Annotated in this window: 15 protein-coding genes; 4 read left to right on the top strand and 11 right to left on the bottom strand. The window is 72.6% G+C overall.

The features are described from left to right. Positions 1-164: 164 nt before the first annotated feature. Genes ABZ493_RS11220 through ABZ493_RS11235 form a run of 4 tightly spaced genes read right to left on the bottom strand, consistent with a single transcriptional unit; the run spans position 165 to position 2,860 of the window. Positions 165-950: an ABC transporter permease gene (locus ABZ493_RS11220; RefSeq protein WP_430582248.1), complete on the bottom strand. Its 786-nt coding sequence runs from the start codon at positions 948-950 to the stop codon at positions 165-167. Beyond that, a complete protein-coding gene (locus ABZ493_RS11225) occupies positions 947-1,900 on the bottom strand; it encodes an ABC transporter ATP-binding protein (RefSeq protein WP_430582249.1) in 954 nt (317 codons plus the stop codon). The genes ABZ493_RS11220 and ABZ493_RS11225 overlap by 4 nt, the downstream gene beginning before the upstream one ends. After that, on the bottom strand, positions 1,897-2,199 hold the full coding sequence (locus ABZ493_RS11230) for a transcriptional regulator (RefSeq protein ID WP_430582250.1): 303 nt from the start codon (positions 2,197-2,199) through the stop codon (positions 1,897-1,899). Before ABZ493_RS11230 ends, ABZ493_RS11225 begins: the two co-directional genes overlap by 4 nt. Continuing rightward, the gene (locus ABZ493_RS11235) at positions 2,192-2,860 is read right to left on the bottom strand and encodes a hypothetical protein (RefSeq protein ID WP_430582251.1); all 669 of its coding nucleotides are present in this window, start codon (positions 2,858-2,860) and stop codon (positions 2,192-2,194) included. The genes ABZ493_RS11230 and ABZ493_RS11235 overlap by 8 nt, the downstream gene beginning before the upstream one ends. A 153-nt stretch (positions 2,861-3,013) precedes the next feature. Here ABZ493_RS11235 and ABZ493_RS11240 point away from each other — a divergent pair, with 153 nt between their 5' ends. Both ABZ493_RS11240 and ABZ493_RS11245 read left to right on the top strand, forming a co-directional pair. Continuing rightward, complete coding sequence (locus tag ABZ493_RS11240; RefSeq protein WP_430582252.1) at positions 3,014-3,955, top strand: SPFH domain-containing protein; 942 nt, start codon at positions 3,014-3,016, stop codon at positions 3,953-3,955. Then, entirely contained in the window at positions 3,952-4,239 is a 288-nt protein-coding gene (locus tag ABZ493_RS11245) for a hypothetical protein (protein WP_430582253.1), read from the top strand. Before ABZ493_RS11240 ends, ABZ493_RS11245 begins: the two co-directional genes overlap by 4 nt. Before the next feature lie 17 nt (positions 4,240-4,256). Here ABZ493_RS11245 and ABZ493_RS11250 read toward each other — a convergent pair whose 3' ends face one another. Further along, entirely contained in the window at positions 4,257-4,748 is a 492-nt protein-coding gene (locus tag ABZ493_RS11250) for a peptidoglycan-binding domain-containing protein (protein WP_430582254.1), read from the bottom strand. Between the two features lie 129 nt (positions 4,749-4,877). Here ABZ493_RS11250 and ABZ493_RS11255 point away from each other — a divergent pair, with 129 nt between their 5' ends. Beyond that, a complete protein-coding gene (locus ABZ493_RS11255; RefSeq protein ID WP_430582255.1) occupies positions 4,878-5,717 on the top strand; it encodes a CPBP family intramembrane glutamic endopeptidase in 840 nt (279 codons plus the stop codon). 48 nt (positions 5,718-5,765) lie between these two features. On the opposite strand, the gene ABZ493_RS11260 is transcribed toward ABZ493_RS11255, so the two are convergent. Genes ABZ493_RS11260 through ABZ493_RS11275 form a run of 4 tightly spaced genes read right to left on the bottom strand, consistent with a single transcriptional unit; the run spans position 5,766 to position 11,280 of the window. Then, positions 5,766-7,487, bottom strand: a complete 1,722-nt coding sequence (locus tag ABZ493_RS11260; protein ID WP_430582256.1) for an ABC transporter ATP-binding protein — start codon at positions 7,485-7,487, stop codon at positions 5,766-5,768. Continuing rightward, a complete protein-coding gene (locus tag ABZ493_RS11265) occupies positions 7,484-8,566 on the bottom strand; it encodes an ABC transporter permease (RefSeq protein ID WP_430582257.1) in 1,083 nt (360 codons plus the stop codon). The genes ABZ493_RS11260 and ABZ493_RS11265 overlap by 4 nt, the downstream gene beginning before the upstream one ends. Next, positions 8,566-9,609 carry an ABC transporter permease gene (locus ABZ493_RS11270; protein ID WP_430570972.1) on the bottom strand — a complete coding sequence of 348 codons (1,044 nt, stop codon included), beginning with the start codon at positions 9,607-9,609 and terminating at the stop codon, positions 8,566-8,568. The genes ABZ493_RS11265 and ABZ493_RS11270 overlap by 1 nt, the downstream gene beginning before the upstream one ends. 21 nt (positions 9,610-9,630) lie before the next feature. Beyond that, positions 9,631-11,280, bottom strand: a complete 1,650-nt coding sequence (locus ABZ493_RS11275; RefSeq protein ID WP_430582258.1) for an ABC transporter substrate-binding protein — start codon at positions 11,278-11,280, stop codon at positions 9,631-9,633. A gap of 199 nt (positions 11,281-11,479) precedes the next feature. Between ABZ493_RS11275 and ABZ493_RS11280 the strand changes: the two genes are divergently transcribed. Further along, a complete protein-coding gene (locus tag ABZ493_RS11280; RefSeq protein ID WP_430582259.1) occupies positions 11,480-14,167 on the top strand; it encodes a lysylphosphatidylglycerol synthase transmembrane domain-containing protein in 2,688 nt (895 codons plus the stop codon). A 142-nt stretch (positions 14,168-14,309) separates the two neighbouring features. Here the strand turns inward: ABZ493_RS11280 and ABZ493_RS11285 are convergent, their stop codons facing one another. Beyond that, positions 14,310-14,591 carry an HU family DNA-binding protein gene (locus tag ABZ493_RS11285; RefSeq protein ID WP_429730220.1) on the bottom strand — a complete coding sequence of 94 codons (282 nt, stop codon included), beginning with the start codon at positions 14,589-14,591 and terminating at the stop codon, positions 14,310-14,312. Between the two features lie 229 nt (positions 14,592-14,820). Continuing rightward, positions 14,821-15,555 carry a copper resistance CopC family protein gene (locus ABZ493_RS11290; RefSeq protein ID WP_430582260.1) on the bottom strand — a complete coding sequence of 245 codons (735 nt, stop codon included), beginning with the start codon at positions 15,553-15,555 and terminating at the stop codon, positions 14,821-14,823. Positions 15,556-15,643 lie beyond the last annotated feature (88 nt).

The following is a 15,643-nucleotide window of genomic DNA, read 5'->3' on the forward strand; positions in this document are numbered from 1 at the left end:
GCCGTGGCCAGGCCGATACGCAGCTCGTCGAAGACGTTGACGTCGAGCAAGATGTCCTACTTCCTCAAAGCTTTCGAATGTCCGTGGAGTTCAGCAGGGGACTATTCGGTCACGAATAGTCCCCGAAATCGCGCTCACAACACACCGGCTGGGCGACCGGCGGCTCAGCGGAAGCGGCGACCCTCGTCGCGGCGGTAGGCGCCGACGGCCAGGACGGCGAACAGCACGGTCCAGCCGAGCAGCACGACCCACGCCAGCCCGTAGGCGGGCTCGCCGGTGAGTGCCTGCACCAGCAGGTCACGACCGGCGCGCGTCGGGGTGGCCTGCGAGATCGCGTCCAGCCACCCCGGGAAGGCCTGCGGCGGCAGGAACAGGCCGCCCGCGAACGCCAGCGGGAACAGCACCGCCTGCACGACCGGCAGCGCGGCCTTCGCGGACAGCGAGTACCCCACCGCCATGCCCAGCAGCACGAACGGCACGGACACCAGCAGGATGGTGCCCACCCCGGCGAGCAGCTGCCCGAGCGTCACGGTCGCGGCGGTGAACAGCCAGCCGATGAGGATGAGCGGCACCAGCCCGAACAGCGCGAAGATCGCGCCGTTGCCGATCCGCGCGACCATCCGCGGCCCGGGGCCCGCGGGCAGGGAGCGCAGGAACGGGTCGAACGGGAGCTGCCGGTCCTCGGCCACGCCCAGCCCGTAGGTGAACAGGCTCGCCGAGCAGACGGCGAACAGGCCGAGGCTCGCCACCGACATCGTGGCCCACAGCGGGTTGTTCGCCACCTCGCGCTGCGGCACCACGAAGAAGAACATCGCCAGCGCGGGGAACAGCATGTTGCCCAGCACCGCGATCGGCACGCGCACCGTCTCGAGGAACTGGTAGCGCAGGTGCAGCCACGTCAGCGCCAGCGGCCCGGGGGCCGCCGGTCGGGCAGGGGTCGTCGCGCTCATCGGTCCGCCTCCGTCACCATCTCCTCGAACGCCTCCTCGAGGCTCGCGCCCCGGATGCGTAGGTCGTGGAAGTCCACGTCGCCGCGCACCAGCGACCGCACGAGCTCGTCGGCGTCCGCCGTGTACAGCTCCTGCGTGCCGTCGTCGAGGCGCTCGGCGCGCACGACGCCGGGCCACGTGGCCAGGTCGGCCGTCGCGCGCAGCGCCACCCGGCGCAGGCCCACGCGCCGCAGGATGGCGTCGAGCGCGTCGTCCGCCCGCACCACGCCGCGGTCGATGACGACGACGCGCTGCGCCAGCGCCTGCACCTCCTCGAGGTAGTGGCTGGTGAGCAGCACCGTGCCGCCGGCCGCGTGGTAGGCGCGGATCGCGTCCCACAGCGCCTGGCGGGCGCCGACGTCGAGCCCGGTGGTGGGCTCGTCGAGCAGGACGACGCGCGGCCGCCCCACCAGCGACAGCGCGACGGCGAGGCGCCGCTTCTGCCCGCCGGACAGGGCGCCCGTCTGGCGGCGGGCCAGGTCGGCGAGCCCGAACTGCTCCAGCAGCTCGCCGGTGGGCACCGGGTCGGCGAAGTGCCCGCCGACGAAGTCGACCACCTCGCGCACCCGCAGCGTGGCGGGCAGCCCCGTCTCCTGCGGGGTGATGCCGAGGCCGGCGCGGCTGGCGGCGTCGCGCGGGTCGCCGCCCAGCAGGCGCACGGTGCCCGCGTCGGGGCGACGCTGCCCGCTGACCAGCGAGAGCAGCGTGGACTTGCCGGCCCCGTTGGGCCCGAGCAGCCCCACGAGCTCTCCCGGGCCGACGTCGAGCGACACGTCGTCGAGCGCGACGACGTCGCCGAAGCGGCGCGTCACCCCGCGCACGCCGACGACGGCGTCCGCAGAGCGGTCCGTCGCTGCCGGGGACGGGGGCGCGACGGCGGGCGCGCGCTCGGGCGGTCGGGTGCGGGTCATGATCCGGCTCCTCTCAGCAGGCCGGTGAGGGCCTGTTGGTAGTCCTCGAAGGCGCGACGCCCGTGCTGCGTGAGGGCGAGGTACGTCGCGGGGGTGCGACCCTCGTGGGTCTTGGTGACGCGGACGTACCCCGCGTCCTCGAGCTTGCGCAGGTGGGTGGACAGGTTGCCGGCGGTCATGTCGAGCAGCTTCTGCAGCCTGGGGAAGCTCAGCTCGTCGCCGGCGTCGAGCGCGGCGAGCGTCGCGACGACCCGCAGCCGGGCGGGCGCGTGGATGACCGGGTCGAGGGCGTCAGCCACGGCCCGCCCCCTCCCCCGCGCGCCGCCGTCGGCGCACGATGCGCAGGTGCTCGACGAGGGCCATCACGAGGAAGCCGCCGCCGCCCGCGAACGCCATCACGAGGTAGGTGAGGGGCAGGCCGACGAGCGTGGCGGCCGCGGCGACCAGCAGGATCCAGGCCCCGAGGACGAAGAGGCTGCGGTCGTCGAACGCGACCGCCCCGCCCAGGTACAGGAGCCCGACGACGAGGCACGCGCCGCCGTTGCTGGCGAGGCCCATGAGCTCGCCGTCGGCGCCGGCGCGCGCGAGCCCGCCGAGGAACGCGCTGAAGGTGAGGAAGCCGAGCATCCACGCCCAGCCGTACATCGCGCCCGTGCGGGCGGAGACGCCGCGCGTGCCGGAGGTGCGGCTCATGGTGTGCACCATCGTGAACACGACGGCCGCGGCGAGCGCACCGGCGAAGACCCAGTACGCCCAGGCCTCCGGCTGCTCGCGCCCCTGCGCGCTGAACCACAGCACCAGGTAGCCGGCCAGCCACGCGACGCCCCACGCACCGTAGAGCGCGCGGCCGTCCGGCCCGAGGGCCGCGCGGGCGCGGTCCTGCTGCTCGCGGATGAGCCGGAGCGAGTCGGCAGCGGCCAGCCCGGCGTCGTCGTCGGGGCGGTCGGGGTGGTCGGTCATCGCTACCTCTCGGGGTCCGGCAGAGAACTTTGTGCTGCAAACTGATTTGTCGATCATGGCATCGCGCAGCCCCGTGCACAACCCCCCAAAAATGTGATATCACTTTGCTATCGCAGCGCACGAGACCTCGCGTCCCCCGACCCAGGAGCACCGATGAGCGACAGCACTCCCCCGCAGGCCACCACCGGCGGCACCCCCGCCGGCCGTCCCGTCGGCCACGACGGCACCCGCGTCGACGTCGAGGAGCGCGCCGCCTGGTCCCTCGGCGCCGGGGGCGCGCTCGTCGCCGTGCTCCTGGTCATCGTGCTGGGCGTCGCCGGCGTCGCAGCCCTGGCCAGCGCCTCCGCCGTGTCCGTGCTCGGCGTCGTCGCCCTCGTCGTGGCAGTCCTGCTGCTCACCGGCATCGGCGTGATCAGCCCCGGCCAGACGCTCGTCGTCCAGCTCTTCGGCCGCTACCTCGGCACGATCCGCCGCACCGGGCTCGTGCTCACCGTGCCGCTGACCACCCGTCGCCGCGTCTCCGTGCGGGTCCGCAACTTCGAGACCAGCGAGCTGAAGGTCAACGACGCCGACGGCAACCCGATCAACATCGCCGCGATCGTCGTCTGGCAGGTGGCCGACACGGCCCGCGCGAGCTTCGCCGTCGAGGACTACGACGACTTCGTCTCCGTGCAGGCCGAGTCGGCGCTGCGGCACGTCGCCATGTCCCACCCGTACGACGGCGGGGACGGCGTCGAGTCGCTGCGCGGCGCCACGGAGCTGGTGTCCGCGGAGATCGCGACCGAGGTCGCGGCCCGCGTCGCCGTCGCCGGCGTCGAGGTGGTCGAGGCCCGCATCTCCAATCTCGCGTACGCCCCCGAGATCGCGCAGGCCATGCTCCAGCGCCAGCAGGCGGGCGCGATCATCGCCGCCCGGTCGCGGATCGTCGAGGGCGCCGTGTCGATGGTCGAGGACGCGCTGAACCGCCTCGAGTCCGAGGGCGTCGTCACGCTCGACGACGAGCGCCGCGCCACCATGGTGTCCAACCTGCTGGTGGTGCTGTGCGGCGAGAGCCGCGCCACCCCCGTCGTCAACGCGGGATCGCTGTACCAGTGACGCCCGCCGCCCCTGCACCTGGGGACGAGCCCGGGGACGACGCGCCGTCGTCCCCGGGCTCCGGGCGTCCCGGCCGCCCCGCCCGGCCCGTCCGCAAGCAGGTCCTGCTGCGCCTGGACCCCGCGATCCACGACGCCGTCGCCCGCTGGGCCGCCGACGACCTGCGCAGCGTCAACGCGCAGATCGACCTGCTGCTGCGCCGGGCGCTCAAGGACGCCGGACGGCTGCCGCGCGACGCGGCACCCGCCCGGCGTCCCGGCCGGCCCTCCCGGGAGGACGGCTAGGCCGGCACTCACGGCCGTCAGAGGCGGATGCAGTACTGGACGTACCCGCCGTAGAAGGGCCAGTTCAGGTAGGTGCGGGTCTCGCTCCCGTACATGCCGTCCACGCTGATCCGGGTCTTGCTCCCCGACGCAGCCAGCTTCTTGTTGATGGCGGACTGCGCGTTCTTCAGCGCCTGCTTCGTGGCCGGTCCGAAGTCGCCGTCGCCCGCGATGTTCTGGCCGTAGCACTTCTTGAGCGCCGCCTGGAGCGCGTTGACGTGCTTGCCGTTCGCGCCCTGCGCCATCTGGCAGGAGACATTGCCGCTGCGCGACGGGATCTTCGCGGAGCGGTAGGCGCCGTGGATGACCTTCTGCTCGGTCACCGACGACGTGCAGTACGGCAGGGCCGCGGACGCCGGAGCGGCGGCCGCCACGGACAGGCCAACCGTGGCGGACAGGGCGACGACGGCGCCGAGCACCGTCGCCCAGAGCCGGGACGGACGTCGCGGTGCTGACTGTGCTGTGGACATGGTTCCTCGTTTCCTGGAGCGTCATGGAAGGGAACTGCCTGGCACCACGCTCGGAGCCGCCCGGGCATCACCCGGTGACCGCCTTGAGGTGCTGCTGAGGTTCGCGGCGGCGCGGCCTACGCTGACCCCGTGACCGCCGAGCAGCCCGCCGTCCTGGCCCCCGTGGCCCCCGCCGCGACGCCCGCCGCCCGCCGCCGCACCACCGCCGAGATCTGGATCGTGCTGGGCCTCAGCCTGGGGCAGAGCGGCGTGTACGCGCTGGTCAACATCATCGCGAGGCTCACGGCCGAGACCCCGCTCGCGGAGCAGTCCGCGACCCTCAACGCCAGCCAGTCGGACCGCTCGCTCCTCGACCTCACCTATCAGCTGCTGGGCATCTTCTTCGCACTGGTCCCGGTCGCGCTGGCGCTGTACCTGCTCAGCGGACGGGCGGGCGCCACGTGGCGGGGCACGCGCCGTCGGATCGGCCTCGACTGGGGCCTGGAGGACGCGCACCCCGGCCGCGACGTCGCGTGGGGCTTCGGGCTGGCGGCCGCCATCGGCATCCCCGGGCTGGCGTTCTACCTGCTGGGGCGGGCCCTGGGGATCACCGTGTCCGTGCAGGCCAGCGCCCTGAACGAGCACTGGTGGACGGTGCCCGTGCTGGTCGTCGCCGCCCTGCAGAACGGGCTGCTCGAAGAGGTCGTGGCCGTCGCCTACCTGCACGAGCGCACGCGCGACCTCGGCTGGTCCCGCCTGTGGTTCGTGGTGTGGAGCTCGCTGCTGCGCGGCTCGTACCACCTGTACCAGGGCATCGGCCCGTTCTTCGGCAACGTCGTGATGGGCGTCGTCTTCTCGTGGTTCTACACCAGCCGCTGGGGCCGGCAGCGGGTGGTGCCGCTCGTCGTCGCGCACACCCTGCTCGACGTCGTCGCGTTCGTCGGCTACGCGCTCCTGCCACAGGAGTGGAAGGACGCGCTCGGCCTCTAGCCCGCGAGATAGAGAACCCGACCTCTCTATCTCGCGGGGAAGGGTTCTCTATCTCGCGGCGCGCAGGGCGTGCAGCCCGTCCCGGTGCGCGGCCTGCGCCTCCGGGTCGGGCAGCGGCAGCGAGGCCAGCAGCTGCTTGGTGTAGTCCTCGCGCGGACCGCCGAGCACCTGCTCGCCGGTGCCCTCCTCGACCAGGTGCCCGCGGTAGAGCACCGCGATCCGGTCGGCGAGGAGGTCCACGACGGCCAGGTCGTGCGACACGAACAGGCAGGCGAAGCCGAGCTCCTTCTGCAGCTCGGCGAAGAGCTCCAGCACGCGCGCCTGCACGGACACGTCGAGGGCCGACGTCGGCTCGTCCGCGATCAGCAGCTCCGGGTCGAGCGCCAGTCCGCGCGCCAACGACGCCCGCTGCCGCTGCCCGCCGGACAGCTCGTGCGGGAAGCGGTCGCCGTAGCTGCGGGGCAGCTGCACGGCCTCGAGCAGCGCGTCGACGCGGCCGCGCGCGGCCTCCGGGTTCCGCGCCCGCCCGTGCACGACCAGCGGCTCCGCAACGCACTCGGCGATGGTGAGCAGCGGGTTGAACGACGTGGCCGGGTCCTGGAACACGAACCCGAGCCGCGGGCGCATCGCCTTGAGGTCGCGCCCCTTGGCGCCGCGCATCTCGGTGCCGAGCACGCGCAGCGACCCACCGCTGACGGGCGTCAGGCCGGCGATGGCGCGGGCGATCGTCGTCTTGCCCGAGCCCGACTCCCCCACCAGCCCCAGCACCTCGCCGGGGCGGATCGCGAGGTCCACGCCGTCCACCGCGGTGAACGCCGGCTGCCGGAACCTGCCCGGGTAGGTGATGGTCAGGCCCTCGGCCCGCACCACCGGCTCGGACGACGCCCACCCCTCGGGGCGGGCGGCCGCGCGCTCGACGGCGCGGGCGGTGCCCTCCCCGACGCGCGGCACGGCCTTGAGCAGCGCCTTCGTGTAGTCGGCCTGCGGGTCGGCGAAGAGGTCGCGCACCGGCGCCTGCTCCACGACCTTGCCCTGGTACATCACGGCGACGCGGTCGGCCAGGTCGGCCACCACGCCCATGTTGTGCGTGATGAGCACGATGGCGGTGCCCGTCTCGTCGCGCAGGTGCCGCAGCAGGTCGAGGATCTCGGCCTGCACGGTGACGTCGAGCGCCGTCGTCGGCTCGTCCGCGACGATGAGGCTCGGCCCCAGCACCAGCGCCATCGCGATGACGATGCGCTGCTTCTGCCCGCCCGAGAACTGGTGCGGGTAGTGGTCCACGCGGTGCTCGGGGTCGGGGATGCCGACCGTGCCGAGCACCTCGATCGCGCGGCGCCGCGCCTCCTTCTTCGACACGTCGCCGTGCGCCCGGATGCCCTCGGCGATCTGCCACCCCACCGTGTACACGGGGTTGAGCACGCTGGACGGCTCCTGGAACACCATCGCCACGTCACGGCCGCGCACCTGGCGCAGCTTTGCCGCCGACACGTTCACGACGTCGGTCGTCGCACCGTCGCGCCCCGCGAGGACGACGGCGCCGCTCGTCGTGGCCGTCTCCGGCAGCAGGCCGAGGATGGTCTTGGCCGTGACGGTCTTGCCCGAGCCGGACTCGCCGACGACGGCGAGCACCTCGCCGGGCTGGACGTCGAGGCTCACGCCGTCGACGGCCCGCACCGGGCCGGCGTCCGTGGCGAACGAGACCGCGAGGTCCTTGATCGACGCGACGGCGCCGTTCGATGCGACGGCGCCGTTCGATGCTTCGGTGCTCATGCGTCGCCTCCCTTCGGGTTCTCGCGCTCGGCGGACGCCGGGTTCTCGGGGTCGGAGGCGTCCGCCTCCACCGAGGTGGCGGCGACCGCGCCGGCCACCTGCCCCGAGCGCGCGCGCGAGCGCAGGCGCGGGTCGGCCAGGTCGTTGAGCGACTCGCCCATGAGCGTCATGCCCATCGCCGCGAGGACGATGGCGAGGCCCGGGAACAGCGCGGTCCACCAGATGCCGGAGGTGACGTCGGCGAGCGAGCGCTGCAGGTCGTAGCCCCACTCCGCGGCCGCCGTCGGCTCGATGCCGAAGCCGAGGAAGCCGAGGCCGGCGAGCGTGAGGATCGCCTCCGACGCGTTGAGGGTGACGATGAGCGGCAGGGTGCGCGTGGAGTTGCGCAGCACGTGGCGCGTCATGATGCGCCAGTGCCCCGTGCCGAGCACGCGCGCCGAGTCGACGAACGCCTCCGCCTTGATGCGCACCACCTCGGCGCGCACCACCCGGAAGTACTGCGGCACGAACACCACCGTGATCGACAGCGCGGCGGCGAGGATGCCGCCCCACATGCTCGACTGCCCGCCGGAGATGACGATGGCGAGCAGGATCGCGAGCAGCAGGGACGGGAACGCGTAGATCGCGTCCGCGACGACGACGAGCACCCGGTCGAGCCAGCCGCCGAAGTACCCGGACACCAGGCCGAGCAGCACGCCGACGACGATCGACGACAGCACCGCCACGATCACCACGAGCAGCGCCGTGCGCGCCCCCCACACCACGCGGGACAGCACGTCGTAGCCACCCACCGTGGTGCCGAACCAGTGCTCGGCGCTCGGGGGCATCTGGGCGCCGAACGCGCCGTCGAGGTCGCGCAGCTGCGACCAGCCGTACGGCGCCAGCAGCGGCGCGAACACCGCGACCAGCACGAACAGGGCCGTCAGGACGAGGCCCGCGACCAGCATGCCGCGCTGCAGCCCGACGCTCTGCCGCACCTGGTGCACCACGGGCAGCTTCTTGAACCAGGCGCCCCGGCCGCCCACGTGCTCGGGGGCCGCGCCGGCGATGCCGACGCTCGTGATCTCTCCGCTGGTCATCAGTACCTCACCCTCGGGTCGATCAGGGCGGCGAGGACGTCCACGAGGAAGTTCGTCACCGCCACGACCACGGCCATCAGCACGACGATCCCCTGCACGGCGACGAAGTCGCGCGCCTGCAGGTACTCGGACAGCTGGAAGCCGAGGCCGCGCCACTCGAACGTGGTCTCGGTGAGCACGGCGCCCACCAGCAGCATCGCGACCTGCATACCGGCCACGGTGATGATGGGGATGAGCGCCGGGCGCCACGCGTGCTTGCGCACGAGACGGCTCTCCTTGACGCCGCGCGAGCGCGCGGCGTCGATGTACCCGGTGCCCAGCGTGCCGATCATGTTGGTGCGCACGAGACGCAGGAACACGCCGGCCGTGAGCAGGCCGAGGGCGACGGCGGGCAGCACGGCGTGCGAGAGCACGTCGAGCACGACCTCGGGGTCGCCGGTCTTGAACGCGTCGACCAGCATGAAGCCGGAGTCCGCCCCGGCGAGCTGCATCGCGATCTCCCCGTCCGTGGACACCCGCCCGGCCACGGGGAACCAGCCCAACCAGACGGAGAACACGAGCTTGAGGATGAGGCCGGCGAAGAACACCGGCGTCGCGTACGCGAGGATCGCGAGGATGCGCAGCACCGCGTCCGGCAGGCGGTCGCGGAAGTAGCCGCTGACCATGCCGAACGGCACGCCCAGCACGAGTGCCACGAGGACCGCGTAGAAGGCGAGCTCCAGGGTCGCGGTGCCGTACGTGGTGAGGACCTCGGTGACGGGCCGGTTGTCGCTGATCGTGGTGCCGAAGTCGCCGGAGAAGATTCCGGTGAGGTACTCCCAGTACTGCACCACGATGGGCCGGTCGTACCCGGCCGCGTGGATCAGCTCGGCGAGCTGGTCGGGCGGCAGCTTGCCGCCCAGGGCGGCGGTGATGGGGTCACCGGTCGCGCGCATGAGCACGAAGACCGTGGTGACCAGGATGAACACGGTGGGGATGATGAGCAGGAAGCGCACCAGGATGTAGCGTCCCAGTGCGCTTCCTGCCGTACTACGTGAGGCCACGGGAAGAGCTCAGTCCGTCTCTCAGCCCTTGGCCAGCGCCGCGTAGCGGAACTTGAACGACGCGTCGAGCGTGTCCTTGGCGCCCGTGACGTCGGCACCCGTGACCGCGACCTGCGCACCCTGCAGGTACGGGACGGTCGACAGGTCCTTGGCCTCGGCCTCCTGGATCTGGCCCAGCAGCTCGGTGCGCTTCGCCTCGTCGGCGGTGACGGCCTGCTCGAGGATCATGTCCTCCACGTCCTGGTTCACGTAGTGGTTGCCCAGGAAGTTCTCCTTGAGGAAGAACGGCGTGAGGTAGTTGTCCGCGTCCGAGTAGTCCGGGAACCAGCCGAGCTGGTACGCCGGGTAGACGTCGGCCGTGCGGTCCTTGGAGTACTGCACCCACTCGGTGGTCTGCAGGTTGACCTTGAACAGGCCGCTCTCCTCGAGCTGGTCCTTGATGAGCGCGTACTCGTCGCCCGACGACGGGCCGTAGTGGTCGTTCGAGTACTGCAGGTTCAGCTCGACCGGCGTCGTGACGCCCGCGTCCTCGAGCGTCTTCTTCGCCTTGTCCGCGTCGGGTCCGCCCTGGCCGTCGCCGTACATCTCCTTGAGCGGCTCCGTGGCGCCGGTCAGGCCGTCGGGCACGAAGGAGTACAGGGGCGTGTAGGTGCCCTTGTAGACCTGGTCGGCCAGCGCCTGCCGGTCGATGAGGTCGGCCACCGCCTGGCGCACCGCCGTCGCCTTCTTCGGGTCGGCGTCGGGCTGCTTCTCGCCGTAGGGCTGGGTGTTGAAGTTGAACGTGATGTACCGGATCTCGCCGCCGGGGCCGTCCACGACCTGGACCGCGTCGTCGCCGCGCAGGTCCTCGATGTCCGTGGGCGACAGCGAGCGGAACGCGACGTCCACCGAGCCGTCCTGCACCTCGAGCTTGAGGTTGGAGGCGTCCGTGAAGTACTTGGCGGCGATCTTCGGCGTCTTGGCCTCGCCCAGGATGCCCTGGTAGCCCTCGTACGCCTCGTAGCTGATGAGCTCGTTGGCCTTGTAGCTCGTGATCGAGTACTGACCGGCGAACGCCTTGCCGTCGACGATCTCCTGGTCCGGCGTCACGGCGTCGGCCGAGAAGACGTCCTCGTCGACGATCGGGCCGACCGGCGACGACAGGATCTGCGGGAAGATCTGGTCGTTCTCGCTCTTGAGCTTGAAGACGACGGTCGTGTCGTCGGGAGTCTCGACCGAGTCCAGGTTGTACAGCAGCGACGAAGGGCCGTTCTCGTCCGCGATCGCGAGCTGGCGGTCGAAGGTGAACTTCACGTCGGAGGAGGTGAGGTCGTTGCCGTTGGCCCACTTCAGGCCCGGCTTGAGCTTCACCGTGTACTCCGTGGGCGACGTGAACTCCGCCGACTCCGCGATGTCCGGCTCCACGTCCGGGCTGCCGTACGGCGTGTTGAGCAGGAACGGGTAGATCTGGTTCATCACCGCGAACGACCCGTTGTCGTACGACCCGGCCGGGTCGAGCGACGTGATCTTGTCCGTGGTCCCGATGACCAGCGACTCGGCGCTGCCTCCGCCGTCGCCGCTCCCGCCGTCGCCGGAGCCGCCGCCGCACGCGGTCAGCACCAGCACGAGGGCTGCTGTCCCTGCGGCGCCTGCGAGCAGCCGTCGCGAGCCTCTGATGGCACTCATGGTCATGGTCCCCTTCGTCCAGGCCGGCCGCGGCGGGTGGCCGCGGACTCGTCACGATGCGGGTTTCTAGCACACCGGCGTGTCGCCCCCGTCACGGGTATGGGTCACACCCGGAGGCACGTTCGCATCGTGGTCCGGGAACCTACCACCGCTCTCCGCCTCGTGTCACAGGCCGTGAGGCCCGGTAACACCTAGACTTTCCGGCATGTCCGGAGCGAGCACCGCGGGTCCTGCCCAGGATCCTTCGCACCGGGACCCCGCGGGCGAGCCCGCGCCGCCGACCGGCCCGCTGCAGGCGCTGCTCGGCGGCGACGCCTCCGACCACGGCACGGCGACCGATCTCGTGCGCGTCGTCGATACCCCCGAGGCCCGCGTGCGGCACCCGTCCGACATGCTCGGCATGGTGGTCAGCGCGCTGGGCGTGGCCCTGGTGCTGGTGCTGTCGGTGGTCGCGCACGCCACCACCGAGGGCGTCACCCAGGACGTGCGGACGTTCAGCTCCCTCCTGGCCCGCATCCTGTTCATCCCGGTCCAGGTGCTGGAGGGGCTCATCACCCTGTTCGTGCCCGCGGCCGTGCTGGTCGAGCTGGGCTGGCGCCGGCTGGGGCGGCAGGTGGTGGAGTCGATCTGCGCCGCGGCGCTCGGGCTCGTGCTCGGGGTCGTCGCGACGCTCACGATCTCCACGTTCGGCAGCGACGAGCTGGTGCGCGGGCTGTCGGTGTACCGGGACGGGGCCTGGCAGCTCACCGTCCCCGGCTACGTCGCCGCCATCGCCGGCCTGCTCACCACGGCAGGCCCGCGCACCCGGCGGCGCACGGTGCGCTGGTCGTGGAACGTGCTGTACCTGGCCCTGTTCATCGTGCTCATCACCGGGCAGGTGTCGCTGCCGGGCGTGCTGGTCGCCCTGCTGCTGGGCCGGCTCGCCGGGCAGGCCGTGCAGTACGTGTCGGGCGTGCGCAGCGAGCGCGCGTACGGCGCCGACCTCGTGGCGGCCGTGCGCCGGGCCGGGTTCCACCCGACGGCGCTGGTGCGGGTGCGCGACGTCTCCACCGTCGTCGACGACGAGGCCGACGCCGACGGCGCGCCCGCCGTCCCGGAGGACCCGGTGGCGTCCTACGACGCCGACGGCGACGAGGTGGACGAGACCGCGGACGACGAGGTGACCCTGCCGCAGGACCCGTCGACGGCGGACGCGGCGGCCGTGGCCCTCACCCGCTCCGGCGACAACCGGGTGTACGCGCTGTTCACGGGCGACGGCGAGCCCCGCCGCGACGTCGTCGTGCTCGACGGCGACCGCCAGGTGCTGACCACGGTGCAGCGGCTGTGGCGCGCGCTGCGGCTGCGCGGCCTGGAGGGCCGCGCGGCGATCTCGCTGCGTGCCGCGGCCGAGCGCACCGCCCTGCTCGCGTACGCGGCCCAGGCGGCGGGCGTCCGCACCCCGCGGCTGGAGGGCATCGGCGTCGCGGACGACTCCGTCGTCCTGGTGCAGGAGCACGCGCGGGGGGCCGTCTCCCTGCGCGACCTGGAGCCGGACGACCTCGACGGGTCGCGCGGCGACGCGGTGCTCGCACAGGCGTGGGAGCAGCTGCGGCGGGCGCACGACGCCGGGCTGACCCACCACGCCCTGACCGCCGACGTCGTGCTGGTGCACCGCGACCTGTCCGGCGCGCCGCACGTGTGGCTCACCGGGTGGGAGCAGGGCGAGATCGCGTCGGGCACCCTGTCGCGGCGCCTGGATCTCACGCAGATGCTCGCGCTGCTCGCGCTGAAGGTCGGAGCACGCCGCGCGCTCGCCTCCGCGGTGCGGGCGCTCCCGGACGAGGACATCGCCGCCATCGGTCCCCTGCTGCAGTCCATCGCGCTGCCCAGCCCGACGCGCGACGAGGTGCGGCGCGCGAAGGGTCTGCTGGACGAGCTGCGCGAGGCGCTCGTCGAGCGGCTGCCGCAGGCCGACGTGCAGCCGCAGAACATCACCCGCTTCGGCGCGCGCACGGTCATCACGCTCGCGCTGACGATCGTGGCCGTCACCGTGATCGTCACGACCCTGAACTTCGAGGAGATCGCCTCCGCGATCACCGAGGCGAACCCGTGGTGGGTGGCGGCGTCGTTCCTGCTCGGGGCCCTCACCTGGTTCGGCGCGGCCCTGACGTTCACCGCGTTCTCTCCGGAGAAGCTGCCCCTGTGGCGCGCGACGCTCACGCAGATGGCCGGGTCGTTCGTCTCTCTCGCGGCGCCCGCCGGCATCGGCCCGGCCGCCCTCAACCTGCGCATGCTCACCCGACGGGGTGTCGCCACCCCGATGGCGGTGGCGACCGTCGCGCTGGTCCAGCTGTCACAGTTCGTCGTCACGGTGCTGCTGCTCGTCGTGCTGTCGGTGTCCACCGGATCGGGCGGCCTCATCGACCTGCCGTCGACGACCGTGCTGCTGGCGATCGCGGGCGTCGCGATCGCCGTCGTCGCCACGCTGCTGGTGCCGGCCGTCCGCCGGTGGGCGTGGGAGAAGGCCCGCCCCACGCTCGAGCAGGTCTGGCCCCGGCTGTCGGCGATGCTGGGCCAGCCCACCCGCCTCGCGCTGGGCCTCGGGGGCAACGTCATCATGACGCTGGGCTACGTGCTGGCGTTCGACTTCGCCCTGGCCGCGTTCGGGCAGTCGCTCAACCTCATCGACGTCGCGGTGATCTACCTGGTCGGCAACTCCGTCGGCGCGATGGTGCCCACCCCCGGCGGCCTGGGCGGCGTCGAGGGCGCGCTCATCGCCGGGCTCACCGCGGCGGGCATCCCGGCGTCGCTGGCCGTCACCGTGACGATGCTCTACCGCGTCGTCACCTACTGGGCCCGCGTGCCCATCGGCTGGGTGGCGATGAAGCGGCTCGAGAAGACGGGCGACCTGTGAGGGCCTGAGCCTCGAGTCGCTCACGGACGGACCGGCCGCGCCCTCTGCCAGGTCCGGGAACGCCGGAGGCCCGCCGCTCGCAGGATGCGGGCGGCGGGCCTCCGGAGCGCTGACGCGACGCGGCGGTCGTGTCAGCGAAAGATCACTTGGCGACGGCCTTCTTCAGCAGCGAGCCGGCGCTGATCTTCACACCGAAGCCGGCCGGGATCTGGATCTCCTCGCCCGTGCGCGGGTTGCGGCCGGTACGGGCCGCGCGCTCGACGCGCTCGACCGAGAGCAGACCCGTGACCTTGACCGCCTCGCCCTTGGCGAGCGACTCCTCGAGCACCTCCTGGAAGGCACCGAGGAACTTCTCCGCGTCCGCCTTGCTGAGCTCAGCCTTGCCGGCGATGGCCGAGACCAGCTCGGACTTGTTCAGCGACATGTGCATCCCTTCTCCGGTTCACGACGCACGCGACCCGCGCGTCGTCACGTTCTTGCGCCACCCGGCTCGCGCCGGGAGGACGGGGAACACACTAGGGAACATCCGCGGATTCCTGCGACTTTTCCGCGCGTGGCGTGCCGGACACCTCGAATCGGGAACCTTTCGAGCACGCGATCTGTCCCGGTATCTGCCGTCATGGCGGGACAGATCGCGTGCTCGAAGGCGGCGGTCAGGTCGCCGGGCGGTCGTCGTCGCCGGGCGTCTCGCCCGGCTCGCGCGGTTCGCCGGTCTTGTGCGGACCGGCACCGGCGTCGTGCGCGTCGTCGGCGGCGCGGCGGCGCCTCTGCAGCAGGACGGCGGCCGCCACGCCCACCACCGCCAGCACGGCCACGGGGAACAGCCACGCCGTCGCCCAGCCCGCCTCGCCGTCGGCGTCCAGGTCGGCGCCCGGCGTGCCCCCGCCGTCGTGCACATGCCCGGCCGACGCCGTCAGGTCGCCCGAGGGCGTCGGCGTCGCGCTCGTCGTGGGGCTCGACTCGGCTGTGCTCGGGGAGACGCTCGGGGAGGGCGACGGGGCGTCGACCGTGAACGCGAGCTCACCCTCGATGGGGTGGCCGTCGGAGGAGACGACGCGCCACGCCACGTCCCAGTCGCCGCCGGGCAGGTCGTCGGGCAGGGCGGCGACGGCCTCGTCGCCGTCGACGGCGACCTCCGCCGGGACGGTGCCGTCCGGCGTCGTGACCGCCACCTGCGCGCCCGCGGCCAGCACGTCCGCGCTGAACACGAGCGTGAGCTCCGTGGGCGCCTCCTCCACGGTGGCGCCGTCGGCCGGGTCCGAGGACAGGAGCCGGTCGTGCGCGCTGGCGGGCTGCGCGACGGCGACGCCGAGCATCGTGCTCAAGGCCAGCACGGCGGGAACCAGGACGGCGAGGGCGCGACGACGGCGCGCGAGGTTCGGGTGCACGGCCCGACCCTAGCGACCCGCCGAGTTGTCAGAGCCAGGTGGGGGTATGGCCCGCCGTGGCTCTGACAGCTCCGCGAGCCCCGCGACC

The sequence above is a fragment of the Isoptericola sp. NPDC019482 genome, from assembly GCF_040632295.1.
Taxonomy (GTDB): Bacteria; Actinomycetota; Actinomycetes; order Actinomycetales; family Cellulomonadaceae; genus Isoptericola.